At 51.3% G+C, this 17,119-nt stretch carries 15 protein-coding genes; 11 read left to right on the top strand and 4 right to left on the bottom strand.

All coding sequences use genetic code 11. From position 1 onward, the window contains the following. Window positions 1–67: 67 nt before the first annotated feature. Complete coding sequence (locus tag PAECUDRAFT_RS21405; protein WP_006040247.1) at window positions 68–1,414, bottom strand: HAMP domain-containing sensor histidine kinase; 1,347 nt, start codon at window positions 1,412–1,414, stop codon at window positions 68–70. Window position 1,415: 1 nt separating this feature from the next. Then, complete coding sequence (locus PAECUDRAFT_RS21400; protein ID WP_006040246.1) at window positions 1,416–2,123, bottom strand: response regulator transcription factor; 708 nt, start codon at window positions 2,121–2,123, stop codon at window positions 1,416–1,418. A 153-nt stretch (window positions 2,124–2,276) separates the two neighbouring features. Here PAECUDRAFT_RS21400 and PAECUDRAFT_RS24985 point away from each other — a divergent pair, with 153 nt between their 5' ends. Further along, window positions 2,277–4,079, top strand: coding sequence for a serine hydrolase domain-containing protein (locus PAECUDRAFT_RS24985; protein WP_006040245.1), 1,803 nt, complete (start codon window positions 2,277–2,279; stop codon window positions 4,077–4,079). A 188-nt stretch (window positions 4,080–4,267) separates the two neighbouring features. After that, on the top strand, window positions 4,268–4,708 hold the full coding sequence (locus PAECUDRAFT_RS21390; protein WP_158306262.1) for a DUF2569 family protein: 441 nt from the start codon (window positions 4,268–4,270) through the stop codon (window positions 4,706–4,708). Between the two features lie 160 nt (window positions 4,709–4,868). On the opposite strand, the gene PAECUDRAFT_RS21385 is transcribed toward PAECUDRAFT_RS21390, so the two are convergent. Further along, on the bottom strand, window positions 4,869–5,378 hold the full coding sequence (locus tag PAECUDRAFT_RS21385; RefSeq protein WP_006040243.1) for an AAA family ATPase: 510 nt from the start codon (window positions 5,376–5,378) through the stop codon (window positions 4,869–4,871). A gap of 94 nt (window positions 5,379–5,472) precedes the next feature. Here PAECUDRAFT_RS21385 and PAECUDRAFT_RS21380 point away from each other — a divergent pair, with 94 nt between their 5' ends. From PAECUDRAFT_RS21380 to PAECUDRAFT_RS21345, 8 genes are all read left to right on the top strand, one after another. After that, window positions 5,473–5,700, top strand: a complete 228-nt coding sequence (locus PAECUDRAFT_RS21380) for a hypothetical protein (RefSeq protein WP_006040242.1) — start codon at window positions 5,473–5,475, stop codon at window positions 5,698–5,700. A 124-nt stretch (window positions 5,701–5,824) separates the two neighbouring features. Then, window positions 5,825–7,549 (top strand): SGNH/GDSL hydrolase family protein, encoded by a 1,725-nt coding sequence (locus tag PAECUDRAFT_RS21375; protein ID WP_006040241.1) that lies wholly within the window; start codon window positions 5,825–5,827, stop codon window positions 7,547–7,549. 61 nt (window positions 7,550–7,610) lie between these two features. Further along, window positions 7,611–8,156 (top strand): hypothetical protein, encoded by a 546-nt coding sequence (locus PAECUDRAFT_RS24980; RefSeq protein ID WP_050794409.1) that lies wholly within the window; start codon window positions 7,611–7,613, stop codon window positions 8,154–8,156. A 134-nt stretch (window positions 8,157–8,290) separates the two neighbouring features. Beyond that, window positions 8,291–9,475 (top strand): ROK family transcriptional regulator, encoded by a 1,185-nt coding sequence (locus PAECUDRAFT_RS21365; protein ID WP_006040239.1) that lies wholly within the window; start codon window positions 8,291–8,293, stop codon window positions 9,473–9,475. 150 nt (window positions 9,476–9,625) lie between these two features. Then, complete coding sequence (locus PAECUDRAFT_RS21360) at window positions 9,626–10,990, top strand: ABC transporter substrate-binding protein (protein ID WP_040713861.1); 1,365 nt, start codon at window positions 9,626–9,628, stop codon at window positions 10,988–10,990. Between the two features lie 100 nt (window positions 10,991–11,090). Continuing rightward, window positions 11,091–11,984: a carbohydrate ABC transporter permease gene (locus PAECUDRAFT_RS21355; RefSeq protein ID WP_006040237.1), complete on the top strand. Its 894-nt coding sequence runs from the start codon at window positions 11,091–11,093 to the stop codon at window positions 11,982–11,984. An 11-nt stretch (window positions 11,985–11,995) separates the two neighbouring features. Then, window positions 11,996–12,838 (top strand): carbohydrate ABC transporter permease, encoded by an 843-nt coding sequence (locus tag PAECUDRAFT_RS21350; RefSeq protein ID WP_006040236.1) that lies wholly within the window; start codon window positions 11,996–11,998, stop codon window positions 12,836–12,838. Between the two features lie 37 nt (window positions 12,839–12,875). Continuing rightward, window positions 12,876–14,423 carry a glycoside hydrolase family 3 protein gene (locus PAECUDRAFT_RS21345; protein WP_006040235.1) on the top strand — a complete coding sequence of 516 codons (1,548 nt, stop codon included), beginning with the start codon at window positions 12,876–12,878 and terminating at the stop codon, window positions 14,421–14,423. 122 nt (window positions 14,424–14,545) lie between these two features. Here the strand turns inward: PAECUDRAFT_RS21345 and PAECUDRAFT_RS21340 are convergent, their stop codons facing one another. Next, a complete protein-coding gene (locus PAECUDRAFT_RS21340; RefSeq protein WP_006040234.1) occupies window positions 14,546–15,436 on the bottom strand; it encodes a LysR family transcriptional regulator in 891 nt (296 codons plus the stop codon). A 151-nt stretch (window positions 15,437–15,587) separates the two neighbouring features. Between PAECUDRAFT_RS21340 and PAECUDRAFT_RS21335 the strand changes: the two genes are divergently transcribed. Next, window positions 15,588–17,060: an MFS transporter gene (locus PAECUDRAFT_RS21335; protein ID WP_006040233.1), complete on the top strand. Its 1,473-nt coding sequence runs from the start codon at window positions 15,588–15,590 to the stop codon at window positions 17,058–17,060. The last annotated feature ends 59 nt before the right edge of the window (window positions 17,061–17,119 follow it).

The following is a 17,119-nucleotide window of genomic DNA, read 5'->3' as shown; positions in this document are numbered from 1 at the left end:
CATACTTGAATGACTTGAAAAACCCAAGCAGCTTAACTGCTTGGGTTTTTTTATTCATCAATGTCAATTAGTCATTCACGCGCTTTGGCAAGTTCATTTCAAAAACGGTTTGTGCTGCATCGTCCAATAACCGCAAGGTACCCTTATGCAGTTCCGCCGTCCGGTGAGCGATGGCTAAGCCAAGCCCTGTGCCGCCGGACCTTCGAACCGTGGTTCCTCTCGCAAAGGGTTGAAACAATGTCTCCTTCAGCTCTGCGGGGATGCCAACGCCATTATCGCAGATCAGGATGCGCGCAGCATACGTTGTTTCTTCCAATCGAATCGAAACTTGCGTCCCTTCGGGATTATGCTGCAAGGTGTTGGCAAGCAGATTGGAAAGCGCACGATACAGCAGCTTGTCGTTCATGGGAACTAGCAGCTGTGTATCGGGGATGTGGATTTCGATTAGAAAGCCCTTATTCTCGAAAATATCATAAAATTCAATCGTCAGATTTCGCAGCAGCTCAGCGAGATCGCACAATACTGATGCGAAGGGATAATCGGGGCTCTCCAGTACAGCTAGCTGAAACATATCTTCAATGAGCAAGGTAACCGTTTGGGATTTACGATAAATAATGTCCAAATATTGCTGTTGCTGCTCCTGATTGTTCGCCATCCCCAGCTGCAGCGCCTTGGCGTATCCTTGGATGGTGGTGATCGGCGTTTTCAGGTCATGCGACAAGTCCAGCATCATTCTTTGTTTAATAGATTCCAGCTCTTTCTTGTCTCGCTCGGCATGTTCTAAGGCTGCAGCCATTCGGTTGAAATGCTCTTGGATCTGTGCGAATTCATAATTGGATTCGTAAGAGAGGCGCTCTTGATATTTGCCGTCTCGCATTCTCCGAATGCCATGCACAATTTTCTCAAGGGGCCCTGTAATCCGATTGGCAGTCCACCTGCTGAACATATATACGGTTACTAGAAACGATAGCAGCAGGGAAAAATTGATATAGAGATGGACATAGCTGCCACTCTTAGGCATCATCGCAAGAAGATAATAGGTCTGGCCGGACTCGCTTGGAAAGGCTGCCAATGTTGTTTTATAGGAGCGAGGGGTCCCATCCTCGAGCAAATGAAGCAGCTCCTCTGAGGAATAACGATCCGTAATCGTCCCGTCAAATTCACCTCTCGCATAAACCACGTGTTTACGTTCATCCAATACTTGAATAGCGCCTCCGGCACCTTCCACTTTGTCGTAAGGAATATGCTCATAATCGGGGCGAACCAGCGTTCCGGCCGTAATCTCATGGCTCCTGCCTAAATCCAAGCCCTCGCGGATTAGAAAGCCCAGCGTCGAATATAAGATCATAATCGTGATGCCGAATAGGACGTAGGATTTGGTCAAGGTGGTAAATAGCCGTCGTTCGCGCTTCAAGCTAATGCTCCTTTTCTTGAAATTTGTAACCGAGTCCCCTGACCGTCTGAATATATCTCGGCTGCTTAGGCTGCTCCTCGATCTTCTCCCGCAGACGCGAGATTTGCACCATAATCGCATTGTCGTCTCCTAGGTACAGATCGGACCAAACCAGCTCAAACAAGTGCCGCTTCGTGAAAATTTTGCCGGGAGACAGCATGAATGTTTTTAGCAATCGGTATTCCAAAGCAGTAAGAGGAATAGGCTCATCCCCTCGAAGTAAGGTGCATGATGAATGATCCAGCACTAAGCGGCCCAACGTTGTCGTATCCGCGGGTTGCTCCGGAACGCTTGGTTTATTAAATTCGTTCGCGCGCCGCAGCTGTGCCTGTACACGTGCTACAACCTCGAGAGGGTTAAATGGTTTTGCAATGAAATCATCGGCTCCCAGCCCCAAACCTAGTATTTTGTCATAGTCGCTGTTGCGTGCGGAAATGACAATCACGGGAAAGGTGTGAATCGTTCGAATGTGCTTGAGCAATGCAAAGCCGTCCATCAGCGGCATGTTGATATCGAGAATGGCAAGATCGATTGTACGATGCTGGAGCAGTTCCCAAGCTTCGGTACCGTTATAAGCCACCACAACCTGATAGCCTTCTTTCTCCAAAAAAAGCTGAAGCAGCTCCGCGATTTCAATTTCGTCATCTGTGATCAGAATGGTCATATCCATGCTGTGTAGTCCTTTCTGCTAGATCTTAGCATTACATTTCGCTCGATTTCATTTGATTCCTTCCATTTAAGGTAAAAGTAAGATTGCAGACAGCGAAGAGAAAGGAGGGGCTGGTAAACTGCAATTAATGAATAGGAGTGGAGGGAATACGTCATGTCCAAGTGGGTTCGCATGATTGTCTTGGCATTGTTGGCGTGTATGTTAATGCCAGAGTTGGTGCACGCAAGTGCGCCGAATGCCGATGAGGCAAAGATATTTATCGATGAATTTATGTCGCGCAAAATGAAAGAGGATCATATTCCGGGGGCGGTCGTTGCGATTGTACGTGACGGGAGGACTGAGGTGTTAAGCGGATATGGATATGCGGATCTTGAACGGAAAATCGCTGCTGATCCTGATCGTACCATTTTTCGGCTTGGCTCGATTTCGAAGTCGATAACAGCTACGGCTGTCATGCAGCTTCAAGAAGCAGGCAAGCTTGATTTGCACGCGGATATCAAACGATATATCCCAGAGCTTGACTTGGGCGGTCGGAACGATCAGCCGATAACGGCGCATGATTTACTGACCCACACGGCCGGGTTTTGTGAATCGGTCTATGGGGTTGGGCGAGATAAAAGCAAACAAGTGTCCCTCGCAGAAGCGATAAGCAGCCATTTGCCTGCTCTCTGTCGACAACCGGGCGAGCAAATTGCATACAGCAATCAAGGGATGTCATTGGCGGGTTATCTGGTGGAGCGGGTTTCGGATCGCCCTTATGAGGATTATGTAAGAGACAACATTTTTAAGCCGCTCAAGATGACGCATGCAAGCTTTCGTTTGGTAGAGACAGATCCCTTCCTAGCCAAGAACTATTCCTATGCAAAAGGAAAATATACGGCTACGCCATATTCCTACATTCATCATTTGCCCGCTGGCGCAATGAATGCAACGGCAGCGGATATGTCGCATTATATGATCGCCCATCTTCAACAGGGCCTTTTCGAAGGCGGCCGCATTTTATCAGAGAAGACAGCGGAATGGATGCACGCGACGCAATTTACGATCGACAAGCGGATGCCGGGAATGACCTATGGTTTTTTTGAGCGTTATCAGAATGGGTTGAGGCTGATCGAGCACGATGGCGGCATTGATGATTTTGCTGCTTATATGTATCTCATTCCTTCGGAAAAAACAGGGATTTTCATCGCAACGAACGCTGGCGGGGGGACGGATGCGACCGAGCAATTGATTAACGAATATTTGATTCGATTTTATCCCAAACAGCCAGAAACAGCATCCACGGGGACCATTCCCTCTCTGGAGGAGCTTACAAAATGGCAGGGCTATTATATCCCGAATCGCGCACATATGAAGGGGCCGCTTAACTTCGCCCAAAACCTGTCAACCGTTCGTTTGAAGGCCATAGCGGACGGGGTCCTTATGCTGGATAACGAGCGGTATAAGGCGATAGCTCCTAATTACTTTTATAAAGAGGAGGATACGGATCAACGGCTATTTATCGATTCCGTTCATCATACTTTTGCACACAGCGCCATCCCTACGATGATGTATGAACGCCAAAACTCGCCCTTTTACAGCCCTATCTTGCATCTTGTTCTTTTCTTAGCGCTGACGTTCATTTATCCTGCAAGGCTATTAACAGCAGTGATGGGTTGGGTGATCCGAAGGATTCGGCATAAACCGAATGAATTCCATTGGCTTGACGCGCTCGCATCGCTTTCATTTATCGGGTACTTCATTTTTATTGCGTCTACGGTAGAATTGTTCATCAATGCCATCCCATGGTGGGCGGACTGGGCCATGCATCTGCCATTTTTAATTGTATTCGCTCAAGTGGCCGGAATCGGCATCATGTTGGTTTACAAACGGAAGGTGACCTGGCTGCAATATTTGTTCACGGCCGCTTCGGTGATCGATGTTGCTTATCTCTATGCGTGGGGCTTCTTCCAATGACTAACGAAAGAAAATAGCTGCGATCGCTAGGGGATACGGTATTCATAGGTGAGAAAATTTGGAGCGGGCGATTCACCCCTAACACTCATTGCCACAAGCAGGGGGGTTAGGGGTATATGAAGTTTGAGCCTTCGATTAGATGAATTGACTGCACAATCGTTTTTGAATATACTGTTGGAGCAATAAAATTGAAAAGATGGAGTGTACATCAATTGAATGTTAACAGAATCGCAGGCTGGCTATTCCTGTATATTATTTTTGTTGTGTTTAGCATTATTCAATCCATCAAAAGCGTGGTCAGTGTCATGAATGGTGGATTAGGGGAGGCCGCAGCCTCTTGGGGGCTGCCAACTAACGATGCGTTGATCATCGAGCTTCTTGGCTTAGTGGTTCTGATCCTGTCGATTATTTCAGTGAAGCTGATTTATTCAAGAAAACGCCATGTTCCGAAAATGATCATCGCATTTGAAATAATTTATTTGGTAGTTTTAATTTACGAGTATATGAAGCTTTCAGGCAGTGAAGCCCAAGTGCCGGATTCCTGGCTGATTGTCGGCATCATCGTCAAAATCATATGGATCGATTATTTTGTAAGGTCGAAACGGGTGAAAATGACGTTTGTGCACTAGCTGTTTCTTGAAACTACATATCCCATCATGAGTTAGGCAGAGTGAGTACTCTGCCTTTTTGTTATTTCATAGTGAGCGACAACAAACAGACGTACACGAAGCCGCCTTATCATATGAATAAATATCTTGCAGCAGATAATATGGATCTAGGAACAGGACATTAGCCTGTTTTGCGCGTCCGGTCGATTTGCTCACGCAACGTCAACAGGCTTTCGGCAACCGTCTGATGAGCCGTGTCGATCACGATGTGATCGCGATCCCAAGCTTGGTATGTTCGAGTGATGACCTCTTCCCACGTGGGCGGAGCGAAGCCAGGAATGTCGACTACGCGAGTAGCAACTCGGTGCCTATGTTCATGCTCATCTGAGCAGACTACTTCGATCTCCACAAACGGAACAGCAAGAGACCCCGCCACGTCACGCCATGCTTGGCGCGTTTCATGAATAGGATTGACCGTGTCCGCAATAACGTCGAGGCCTAATCGGAGATTTTGCGACGCGATCTCGTAACACACCATATATCCCGCAGGTCCATCCATCCAGACGTCAGCAGTCCGCATAGCCTGCTCCACGACGTCGACCCGAAGATAGGTGGCCCGGAGCTCTTGGGCCAATGCTGCTGATAACGTGGACTTTCCGGTGCCTGGCAACCCGCTAAAGATATAGAGCATACAATTCGCCTCCTTCATAGCATGAAATGTATAACTGCCTATTAGCATAATCATAAAGTAAGCTGCTGAAGGATAGCAAAGGAGGAAGGAAGCAATGAATTTAGATTTTTTCGCGAAGTTGACGGATAAGGAGCTTTGTGCCGCCTATGAGGGTGAAATGGAATGGATGGAGTCCAGCACGCTTGCCGAGGATAACCCGTTGCGAGCCCTTTGCGAGAACTATGAAGTGGAGTCCGGCGAGGAGATCGACCTTGCGGAAGCGATAGATGCTGTGCTGTATGAGATGGCGACGAGGTACTATAAGAGTAGGGTTAAGCTTTAGCTTTAGCCATCCGTAGGACTTTACTATCTCCCATAACCCCTATACTTTCTCTAACGCAATTTCGCGGGTTGTTTTCTACAATCAGAGCATCTACGCGAAAACAGAGCGAAAGAGGCTGATCCTCATGACTGATAAACCCATCAAGCAAGGCCCATCTGCACCGCATGACCCCGTTGAACAACGCAGCGGGTTTTTTGTCATGTTCGAATCGATAATCGAAGCGACTGCCCGTCCTGACGGCAGATTTTCGCAAGAGATTTACCTAGAAGGGCAGCGGCTCGCCGATAAAGCCAAATTCACAGGCGGCGTCACGGACGAGGAAATGCTAGCGCTTCTGCGGAGAAGCAGCGGATTTCGGCAGCTGGTGCACAGCATCGGAATAGCCGTAGAGATGCATGAGCAAGCGGGTGCGAGCATCCTGTTCACTTTTGAAAATTGGGGAAAAACGAGCAAATACGAATCGGGTACTCGGCTGAGCATGGCATGCCCGACCGACGGATCGGAAATGATCCTGACGTTGGAGGATTACGAATGGTCCGAGGATGACGATGTGCCGGGCAAATTCGCATTCGAATTCGAGCAAGCGGGAGCATTAGCGACGGCAAGCGTTATTTTATATCTGCATGAAGGGTATGAAGCGCCTGAGCCTGTGATTGAGCCACCAGTGGACTTCAAGTCGGATGCCTATCGAGAGATGATCGCCCGATCTCTCCTTAGCATGGGGAACAATAAACGACTGAAAGCGGCGATAGCCAAAGCGAAGAGGGGCGAGGATGTCACGATCGCCTATATCGGCGGCTCCATTACGCAAGGTGCGGGCGCGAAGCCCATCCATACAGCCTGCTACGCCCATCAGTCGTATACCATGTTCAAGCAGTTGTTCGGCCAAGACGGCGGTGACTATATTCATCTCATCAAGGCGGGTGTGGGAGGCACGCCGTCGGAGCTCGGAATCGTGCGATATGACCGCGATGTCCTGCGTGATGGGACAGTAGAGCCGGATGTCGTGATCGTGGAATTTGCCGTGAACGACGAGGGCGACGAAACGAGAGGAAACTGCTACGAGAGCCTTGTATTGAAGGCGCTGGCCGCACGCAATGAGCCTGCCGTCATTTTGCTATTTAGCGTGTTTGTGAATGATTGGAACCTTCAGGACCGGCTGTCTCCTGTTGGCGTACATTATGATTTGCCGATGGTCAGCGTCAAGGATGCGGTAGTGGAACAGTTTCGCTTAACGAAGGATGAAGGGAATGTGATTTCCAAAAGGCAATATTTCTACGACATCTATCATCCGACCAATGCGGGACATGCGGTTATGGCGGATTGCCTTCGCAATCTGTTCATTGCGACCGATCATGCTGCGCCTGATCAGGAGGACATTATGATCGCCAAGCCGCCGGTCATCGGCAACGACTTCGTCGGCATGCTTTTGCTGGATCGAAGCAACGGTAAAGGTGCAGCCGCCATAGAAGCAGGCAGTTTTCAAGAAATGGATGCCGATCTGCAAATGGTCGAGATGGATGGCGATCCGCATGGAACGCCGCAATTTCCGAACAATTGGATGCATACAGCTGCATCCGGGATAGATAGCTTTAGGATGACGATAGTGTGCAAGTCCCTTATACTGGTATTTAAGGATTCGGGCAGCAGCGAATTCGGTCGAGCAGAAATCCGAGTGGATGGGCAGTATATGAAGCTTGCCGATCCCCATGTGAACAATTGGACGCACTGCAATGCGGTGTTGTTGTTGCATGAGCAGCAGTCGAAGGCGCATACGGTGGAAATTAGCATGGCGGTCGGTGACGCGGACAAGCGGTTTACGATTTTGGGGTTTGGTTATGTGGAGTAGATTTTTAATTTGATTTGGAGATGATGGCATTTTCATAGGCAGAAGCATTTTAATAGCAGGCATGGTTGCAATAGCCGTAGTATCCGCGAGTTGTTCAAGTCAACCAGCACATCCAGAAGAAGTTATTACCGAGCAACCCAGCACAACGCAAGTCGATAGCAAGATAAATGAAGATGCTGTTACCAAGAAACCTAGCACAACACCGCCAATTCTGATCAAGACTGATGCATATGAAGGCGTGATTTTGCCGGATACCTCTATGAGCGAATGGACGCCCAGCAAGGAGAATATAGAACAGTTTGAAAACGGCTTTCGGGACTATCTGGTTTCCCAATTGAAGGATGCAGGGGAGCTGGACGAAACTTCAAATAACGAAGCCAAAAGGATCACCTATGTGCTCGATCATTTCAACGAATACAAACGGCAGTATGTCGGGATAATCGAGTCGGGGAAAAAGGTTGTTTATTGCAACCTGATACGGGGCTCTGCTGGTGACTGGAAGAACGAGTTGGTTGTAATGTTCGACGGAGGGCCGAACTACTTCTCCATTCATTTTAATGTCCAGAAGGAACGATACTTTGATTTGATGATCAATGGTTATGCTTAATCAGAGCTGCTAGTGATTTTCTTTCATTCAGACAAGCAATTCGATTTACTCCACGCGAAGGATCAACTATGCTATAATTAATCCAATGAATGGAGTAATATACTTTCGATAGAGAAGCCGGGAGGGTTGACGGCGTGCAAGTAAAGGGTAACCTACAACTAATGAAAGAAATCAATACGGCCATGATTATGAATCTCCTTCATCGAGAAGGCAAAATTACGCGCGCGGAATTGACGAAGATGACGAAGCTGAGCGCGACGACGGTCTCTGTGCTTATCGAAGAGCTGATCGCTAAAAACTTCGTCGAAGAGATCGGGGAGAAAATCACGCCGGGCGCCGGAAGACGGGCGATCTCCTTGCAGATCAACAAAGATGGGGGATATGTCATCGGCATTTCGCTTGGCAATAACTCGCTTATCTGCGCGGTCATGAACCTGCACGGCGAATGCGTCACCGAATATAAGACGAAGATCGCCATAGGCAATGATTCGTTAGCCGAGCGAATTAACTCGGCGCTGAAAGCCTGCATGGACCAAGTCGAGAACCTGAACGTGGACCTGATCCTCGGCATCGGCATTTCGACGCCGGGCATCATCGACGAGCAAGAGGAGACCGTTCTGTATTCGAGCTTGCTCAAGCTCAATAATTTCAACCTTAGGAAGCAAATCGGCGCGTTCTTCCCGAATATACCGATCAAGATCGTCAACGACTCGAACGCGGCCGCGTTCGCGGAGCATTACTTCGGTGCAGCCAAGAGCAAGAGCAGCCTCATCTATTTGACGATTAACGAAGGTATCGGCTCCGGCATCATTCTAGGTTCCGATATTCATTCGGGCTATAAGGGCGGCGCAGGCGAAATCGGCCATATTCCCGTCGACCTAAACGGGGAGCTGTGCACATGTGGTCAGCAAGGCTGCGTGGAGACGGTTCTAACAAGTCCTTATGTGCTTATGAAGTGCCGCAGGCTAGCCGAAGAGATGAAACTGTCCGTTCCCCAGACGATCGAAGAGATTATCGCCAGGTACGAGAACGGAGAGGCGTGGCTCGATCCGGTGTTCGATCAGATCCTGAATGTCGTTCGTCTCATGCTTGCTAGCATGATTAATTTTATTAGCCCGGAGATCGTCATCGTCGAAGGTTGGCTCAATAAATCCGAGAAGTTGACAGACAAGCTGCGAGCGGCCCTTGAGGCGTTTCCGTTCCCGTTCCCATTTTCGGGGGATCGGATTCAACCGGCGACTTTCGGGGAGAAGGGCGCCCTGTATGGGTCGGCGACGTTAATGCTGCAAAAAATTTTCAGTGCATCGGTTTTAAAATAATAGGAGCAATTCAGTCCCATTCTGCCTCTTGGCGAGATTGGGATTTTTTTCGTTTTAACCCGTTGACAGGCACTTATAAGTCCGTTTACTATATAATTAGTTCAGTGGACAAAATAATTAAGGAACACAAAGGAGAGGTCAAGTTTGACGATGAAAAAAGGCATTCTCGTTATGCTCGTTACGGCTCTCGTATTCCTGCTCGCCGCCTGTGGCACCAACGGCAACGATAACAACAAGTCGCCCGGCACGAGCGAATCAGCAAGCGGCTCCCCTGACGGATCGACTTCGGCGTCGAATTCCCCAGAAGCAATCCCGACCGGCCTGAAAGGCGACTTTGAAATCCAATACTTCGTCGGCGGCTATGGAGATGCGTGGTGGAAGGACGTCATCGACCAGTTTCAGAAGCTCAATCCAGAGCTCAACATCAAGCAGTCTGCCGGACCGAAGATTAACGACCAAATGAAACCGAGATGGATCCAGGGCAATCCGCCGGACGTCGTATACATCGATGGATCGGGGAGCAACCCGCGCCAGATGGTCGAAGACGACCAGTTGCTCGATCTAACTGATTGGATTGCCGACGCCAAAAACATTGACGGCGAGAAGCTGCTCGATGTGATGATTGCGAAGCCGGACGAATACAACGGCAGTATCTACAATATTCCGCTCGTGTTTGGCTCGTACGGGACGTTCTACGATCAAGCGCTGTTCGAGAAGAACGGCTGGGAAGTTCCGCAAGACTATGAAAGCTTCCTGGCCCTCAGCGATAAAATCAAAGCATCCGGCATAAGCCCATATGTTCACGCCGGCATCTATCCGGATTATATTCTCGGCGGCTTCTTGTATCCGGCGATCATCTCCGCTAATGGTGACGACGGTCAAATCCTCAAGGACATGGGCGATATGAAAGAGGGCGTGTTCAAAAGCGAACCGGTCATGAAAGCGCTTAATCAATTAAAGGAGATTACGGATAAAGGCTACATTGATCCAGGTGCCGTCGCGATCAACCATACGGATTCCCAAATGATGTTCCTGCAGCATAAAGCGGCTTTCATCCCTAACGGGTTATGGCTCGAGAGCGAGATGAAGAAGGACGCTCCGGCCGACTTCAAATACGGCTTCGTCCCTTCGATCACGCAAGCGAAAGGCGGCAAGTTCGTGGCGCTGCCATACACCAGCACGATGGCAGTCGCCAAGAAAGCGAAAAACCCGGAAACTGCCAAAGCCTTTATCCAATTTATTTTCACGAAACAAGCATCCCTAAGCTGGGCGGAGAAAACCGGCGCGCTCATGAACGTCAAGGTTGATCTCGAGTCGTCCAGCGCGGGCGATACCGCGAAGAACGCCATGAAGTACTACAACAGCGACAACACGATCGTCGCGCCAGTCGTCGTTTTTAATGCCGACGTATTCAAGGTCATGGGAGACGCGACGATCGCGCTGACCATGAAGAAGATCACGCCGGAAGAATGGGCGGACCGTGTAGAGAAAGCGGCTGCCAAAGTTAGAAAGTAAGCCGGGCGCACCTTGAATCGCCGGTCGGCCGCGGACGCCAAGCATCGGGCCGGCCGGCTTATCCCGGTTATTATCGACATCTGGCACGGGAGGAACATGGATGACCCATAACGCGCAACGTAAGCTGTTTATTTTCGTATGTTTGGTCCCTGCGTTCTTGTTCTTCTGCTTGTTCACCATCTACCCGATCGTAAGAGGCATGTATATTTCGCTGTTCGATTGGTCCGGAAGCTCTGAGCATATGACGTTCATTGGATTGAACAATTTCAAGGCATTATACGAGGATCCGATCGTCTGGAAAGCAATCGGTAACGATTACTTTCTCGTCGTTGGCAAAGTGATCGGCATTGTCCTGCTCGCGACTTTGTTCGCGATATCGGTGACGCGGCTTCGTATTCGCGGAGCCGCGTTCTACCGGCTCGTCTTTTTCATCCCGAACATTATCTCCATCGTCGTTATCGGCGTACTATGGAGATTCGTGTATAACCCGTCCATCGGGTTTCTGAATGCGTTCCTTTCGTTGTTTTCGGATACGCCGGTGAAGACGCCATGGCTTGGTGATACGGGCACGGCTCTTTGGTCGATTTTGTGGCCATCGATCTGGGCAGGCGTTGGCTTCTATTTCCTGCTGCTTGTCGCGGCGATTCTCGGGATTCCGGCTTCGCTCTACGAAGCGGCGGAAATCGATGGAGCCTCGCAAGCTACTCAGTTTCGGCGTATCACGCTGCCGCTTATCTGGGAGCAAGTGAAAGTGAGTATTCTGCACATCGTCATGACGACGCTGAACGGTTCATTCGTCATGGTGCTGCTCATGACCGAAGGCGGACCGGACAACGCGACGCAGGTGCTCGGCTCGTATTTGTACCAAATGGGCTTTAAGCAATTTCATATGGGTGCTGCTGCAGCGTTGGGCGTTGTCATACTTGCACTGTCGATGCTGACGACGTTGGTCCTGCAGTTATTGCTCCGCCGCGACCCGGTCGAATTGTCCTAAGGAGGTGCCGAATGCTCAGTCAACCATCGAAATTCACGAAAACAGCTGCGCAACTAGCCCTCGTGCTATGGGCGTTAGCCGTTCTTTATCCACTCCTTTGGACGCTGCTTAGCACGCTCAAGGACAATTCCCAGTTTCTCGCGGGAAGACCGTGGGCGCTCCCGAAATCGCCATTACATTGGGAGCATTTCTCTTATGTGTGGCGGACGTATCATTTCAACGATTATTTTCTTAATTCGGTTTATGTCACGACAGTCAGCTCCGTCCTCGCGATTCTGCTATCCGCGACTACGGCCTATGTGTTCTCGCGTTTCGAGTTTCGAGGCAGAAGGCTCATGTACGGCGTCTATATGGCGGCGATGATGATTCCGATGATTCTCGGTCTCGTACCGTTATTCTTCCTTCTCGACGATCTCGGGCTGATTAACAAGCTGACTGGCCTGATCATCGTATACACAGCTTGGTCGCTTCCTTTTGGGGTGTTCGTGCTAGGCGGTTTCTTCCGGTCATTGCCCAAAGAACTAGAGGAAGCGGCTTATGTCGACGGTTCGGGGTATTTTCGGACGTTGTTCCAGATTATGATCCCTATGGCGCGTTCGGGTATCGTTTCGATCGCGATCATGAATGCGCTCAATAACTGGAACGAGTACGTGATGGGAACGATTTTCGTTAATGATCCGAGCAAATACACGCTTCCCGTAGGCATCTCGATCATGCAGGCGGAAATGCAGTACCGCGTCGAATGGGGACCGTTGTTCGCTGGGCTTCTCATCTCGATGGTACCGGTCGTCTTCGTCTATATTTTCTTCCAGCGGCGTATCGCCGAGGGAATCATAGCGGGAGCGATCAAGTAAAATGGCCGCGTGAGCGGCAGGAAAGTGAGGGTTACGCATGGTATCCGCCCAGACAACAGAGCTAAGTTTGGAACAGAAGGCAGCGCGGATGTGCGTAGTCGGCATCGCGGGCTACGAGCCGGGAGTGTCATTCGGAGAACGATTGCGGCGGCTGCCTTTCGGAGGGATTGGCATGTTCCCCCACAATATTGAATCGGAGTCGCAGGCGCGACAGTTTATTAAAGGGGTTGCCGCGGCAGCGGAGCATTTGGCGCTACCGAAGCCGTACTACATCTCGATCGACGAGGAAGGCGGAAGCCTATCGAATTTTCGCAGGTTTTACCCGTACTTGCCTGGCAACCGGGCAGTGGGATTATCGGGCGATTCGGAAGCGGCATACTTGCAGGGGAAGCTAATCGGCAGCCAGCTAATCGAGCTCGGGGTTCCTATGAATTGGGCGCCGGTATTGGACGTGAACACGAATATCGCGAATCCCGTAGTTGGCATTCGGGCGTACGGGGAGTCGCCGGAGCAAGTCGCGAGCTTCGGCGCAGCGTTCATTCGGGGGTTACACGAAGTGGGCGTCGCCGCAACGGCGAAGCACTTTCCAGGGCATGGCCAAGTTGAAGGCGATTCGCACTATGTGCTGCCGTCCTGCGATTTAACGCTGGAGGAGCTGCTTGCAGGTCCCATCGTGCCGTTCGTCCGGGCAATCAATGCTGGGACTGACGCCATTATGATGGCGCATATCCTATTCCCGCGTATTCCGGAATCGAATGGCTTGCCGTCTTCGCTGAGTCCCTTCTTCGTGACCGAGCTGCTGCGTAATCGCCTCTGTTACGAAGGCGTCATTTGCACGGACGACGTCGAGATGGGAGCGATTATGGACAATTTCGAGCCGAGAAGGATCGGCGAGCTGGCCGTAATGGCGGGCAACGATATGATTCTCATGTGCCATACGCGGGAGTTCCAAGACGAAGTCGTCGCCGGGATCGTCGCCGCCGTAGAACGGGGCGATATCCCGATGGCCCAAATAGACGCTTCCGTGGCGCGAATCGACCGCATGCACGAGACAATGGAGGTATATCGGCGGGAGGCTAGACCGGTACCCCGCGAGCAATGGGCGGCGCGAGCGCTTGAGCTCGCCCGGAGCACGATCCGGGTAGCCGCCGATCCAAGGGGACTATTGCCGCTAGACCGGACGCGGACATACGCCTTGATCCAGACGAAACAGGAGGCGTTCACGAAGGCTGATATTTCCGGAGAGAATGAGATTGGCTTGACGGAGAGGCTATCGGCACGCGGATTAAGCGTTATGCGGATTCTGGTGCCTATCAATCCGAGCGCCTCCGAGATTGCGGAAGCGCTGGCGCAGGCTGCGGCATGCGACGCGGTGCTGCTGTGCACGGTGAATGCGCATCTGCACGAAGGGCAGATCGAGCTGGCGCAGGCTGCCGCGGCTGTTAAGCCGCTAGTCACACTGGTGATGCGCAACCCTTACGACGAACCGCTGCTGCCGGTCGAAGCGACCCGCGTGCTTGCCTGCTCCACAGCAGATTCGACGCTAGAGGCTTTGTCCGAGCTGCTAGTGGAGATTAATGGTTAATGAGGCGAAAAGACTGCGCGATTGAGCAATGTCATTAATGGAATCGGGAACGGCATGGGAAAAAGTCCTGTGCCGTTTGTTTGTTATACAAGCGAATGGACAACCCGCTCTCCTCCCCTTTCCTACATCTCAACCCGCTGCCGATAGTGCTCCTGCGCAAACGCTCGGAACAGCCGAGCAGAGGGGGAGAGGTAGCGCTTCTCTTTCCATTCGATCCCGACCTCGCACACGCAGCCAGGGTTATTTACTTTAAGCCAGTGCGTCCCTTCAAGCCGCAGCCCGCGGGATTGGGGCAGGAGGGATACGCCTAGACCAGCTGCGACGAACCCGGCAACCGTGTGCAAATCCTCCGTCGTGTACGCGACCTTCGGCTGGAAGCTGTGCAGCTGGAACACAGAGTCGATCGTTGCTCGAAGCCCGCACGTTTTATTCACTTCAATGAATGGCTCATCGGCCAATTGCTCCAGCGTGATTGATTCCAGCTGGGCGTAACGATGCGAAGCGGGAACGACAACGTATAAGTCTGCCGTGACTAGCGTCTCCCATGCAATGCCGGGCTTCCCGCTGCGAGGCGATGTGATCGAGAGATCGCACTGACCGTTTTCTAATGCTTGCAGCGTGTGGGAGCACGAACCCTGATACAATTCGAAGCGGATGTTCGGATAGATGACATGAAACTTTTGGATGAGCTCAGGGACAAATTGCGTACCCAGAATAGTGCCGAAGGCGAGCGATACGATACCCGATTCGGGTGCGGTCAATTCCGCTAATTCTTCCTTGGCAACGCGAATCTCCCGAAGCGCGTCCGTAACCCGTGAGGCGAAGAGGCGGCCGTAACGGTTCAACTGAACCGTTCGTCCGGTTCGTTCGAACAACGGAACCCCTAATTCCTCCTCCAGCTTCGCGAGCGAATGGCTTAACGCCGGTTGGGTAATCGATAACGATTCGGCCGCTCGGGTGACATGCTGCAGGTTTGCCACGGTCAAAAAATATTCCAGTTGGTTGATCTCCATGCCGCTTCCCTCTCTTCTCGCACGTTTAAATCATAAACCTTATTCATGATATATATGAAAACAATAAATTAGACGTTATGTATTGTCAATTATACAATTGGGATGCGGAACGGATATCCGATCAGTTAGCGAACAGAGAGGGCGGAGTGGAGTGAATACAATAGAATCAGTTCCCAAAGGGAAACGGAATAACGGGTGGTTTTTTGCCCTATTATGCCTCGGCGTGTTTGTTGTGTATTTGGATTCGACGATCGTCAACGTTGCGCTTCCGGAGCTGCAGCGGTCGTTCGGAATCGGCATGGAGGGCTTGCAATGGGTCGTAGACGGGTATGCGATTGCGTTCGCCTGCCTGCTGCTTTCAGCTGGGACGATCGGCGACATCGTCGGCCATAAGCGAGTGTTTACGATCGGCATGATCGGTTTTACGGTTTTCTCCATTTGTTGCGGGTTATCCGAGACGATCGAGTGGTTAATTGTCAGCAGATTTCTCCAAGGAACGTTCGGAGCGCTGCTCATTCCATCCTCGCTGGCATTCATTCGCCATATGTACGAGGATGCATCTGCCAGAGCCAGAGCGATTGGCATTTGGGCCGGTCTTGGCGGGCTTGCGCTGGCTGTCGGGCCATTGGCTGGAGGGTGGCTGGTGGAAGCCTTTGAGTGGGAGAGCGTTTTCTGGATCAACGTTCCGATCGGCGCTGTCGTCGTCATCGTCATGCTGCTGGCAAACAGGGAAACGGTCCGAAACGCGAAACGAAAGCTGGATGCTCCCGGGCAGCTGCTGTTTATTGCGACGATCGGCACGCTGGCCTATGCGCTTATTCAAGGCCATTCCTTCGGATGGGGCTCCTACGCGATAGTCGGCTGCTTCCTCACGTCCGGCCTGCTGCTTGTCCTCTTCTTGCTATGGGAATCGCGGGTTAAGGAGCCGCTGCTGCCGCTGCAATTGTTCCGAATTCCTGCTTTCGCTGTCGCTTGTCTCGTTAATTTCCTTGGTTTCTTCGGCTTCTTCGCGGTCGTCTTTCTAATGACGCTTTATTTTCAAAATGTGAATGGGCTATCGCCGATGGAGGCTGGCGTTCGGTTCTTATCCTTGAATGTCAGCATCATGCTCGCATCCGTCATTGGCAGCTCGCTTGCGAGTCGCGTAAGACCAATCGTTATGATCCCTGCCGGGCTGGTGATCATGGGGGCTTGCTTGTTCTGGCTTATGATGATCGCGCCTGATACGCCTTATGTCCAATATGTAGGGGCGCTGGCGGGCATTGGCGTGGGCATCTCGTTTGCTGGTTCCTCGGCTACGGTTGCGCTCATGTCGTCTGTCCCGCTGCAATGGGCAGGCACGGCATCCGGCGTATCGAATACGTCCCGCCAAGTCAGCGCTGTACTCGGCGTCGCGCTATCAGGAACCTTCGTGTCGGAGCGGCTGCGTCATTCAACTGCCACGATGGCGACGGGATTTAAGGATAGTCGCGTAGCCAGCTTGTTTACGGACGGCATGTACGACACGTTTCTCCTAGCTGCTATCGCTTGCTTCTTCGCCGCTGTGGTCGCTTTTGCCCTGCTGGCTTCAGTAGCTCGCCGCCAAAAGCAAGCGGTAGTTGCTGCAAAGGCTGTGGAGCAGTAGAATCCCTATCCATTCGTCGTATCGCAGGCTGCCGAACGTCTATCGGCAGCCTGCTTTCG

It is taken from the genome of Paenibacillus curdlanolyticus YK9 (assembly GCF_000179615.1).
GTDB lineage: Bacteria > Bacillota > Bacilli > Paenibacillales > Paenibacillaceae > Paenibacillus_T > Paenibacillus_T curdlanolyticus.
The sequence above is the reverse complement of the archived record's forward strand: the minus strand, read 5'-3'. Positions and strand labels throughout refer to the sequence as shown.

Bases quoted from the DNA above. Each gene is read 5' to 3' on its own strand.
- PAECUDRAFT_RS24980 (WP_050794409.1), top strand. From the start codon at position 7,611: ATGGTTGCAATAGCCGTAGTATCCGCGAGTTGTTCAAGTCAACCAGCA.
- PAECUDRAFT_RS21385 (WP_006040243.1), bottom strand. From the start codon at position 5,378: ATGCTCTATATCTTTAGCGGGTTGCCAGGCACCGGAAAGTCCACGTTA.
- PAECUDRAFT_RS21355 (WP_006040237.1), top strand. From the start codon at position 11,091: ATGACCCATAACGCGCAACGTAAGCTGTTTATTTTCGTATGTTTGGTC.
- PAECUDRAFT_RS21345 (WP_006040235.1), top strand. From the start codon at position 12,876: ATGGTATCCGCCCAGACAACAGAGCTAAGTTTGGAACAGAAGGCAGCG.
- PAECUDRAFT_RS21375 (WP_006040241.1), top strand. From the start codon at position 5,825: ATGACTGATAAACCCATCAAGCAAGGCCCATCTGCACCGCATGACCCC.
- PAECUDRAFT_RS24985 (WP_006040245.1), top strand. From the start codon at position 2,277: ATGTCCAAGTGGGTTCGCATGATTGTCTTGGCATTGTTGGCGTGTATG.
- PAECUDRAFT_RS21340 (WP_006040234.1), bottom strand. From the start codon at position 15,436: ATGGAGATCAACCAACTGGAATATTTTTTGACCGTGGCAAACCTGCAG.
- PAECUDRAFT_RS21360 (WP_040713861.1), top strand. From the start codon at position 9,626: ATGAAAAAAGGCATTCTCGTTATGCTCGTTACGGCTCTCGTATTCCTG.
- PAECUDRAFT_RS21400 (WP_006040246.1), bottom strand. From the start codon at position 2,123: ATGGATATGACCATTCTGATCACAGATGACGAAATTGAAATCGCGGAG.
- PAECUDRAFT_RS21350 (WP_006040236.1), top strand. From the start codon at position 11,996: ATGCTCAGTCAACCATCGAAATTCACGAAAACAGCTGCGCAACTAGCC.
- PAECUDRAFT_RS21380 (WP_006040242.1), top strand. From the start codon at position 5,473: ATGAATTTAGATTTTTTCGCGAAGTTGACGGATAAGGAGCTTTGTGCC.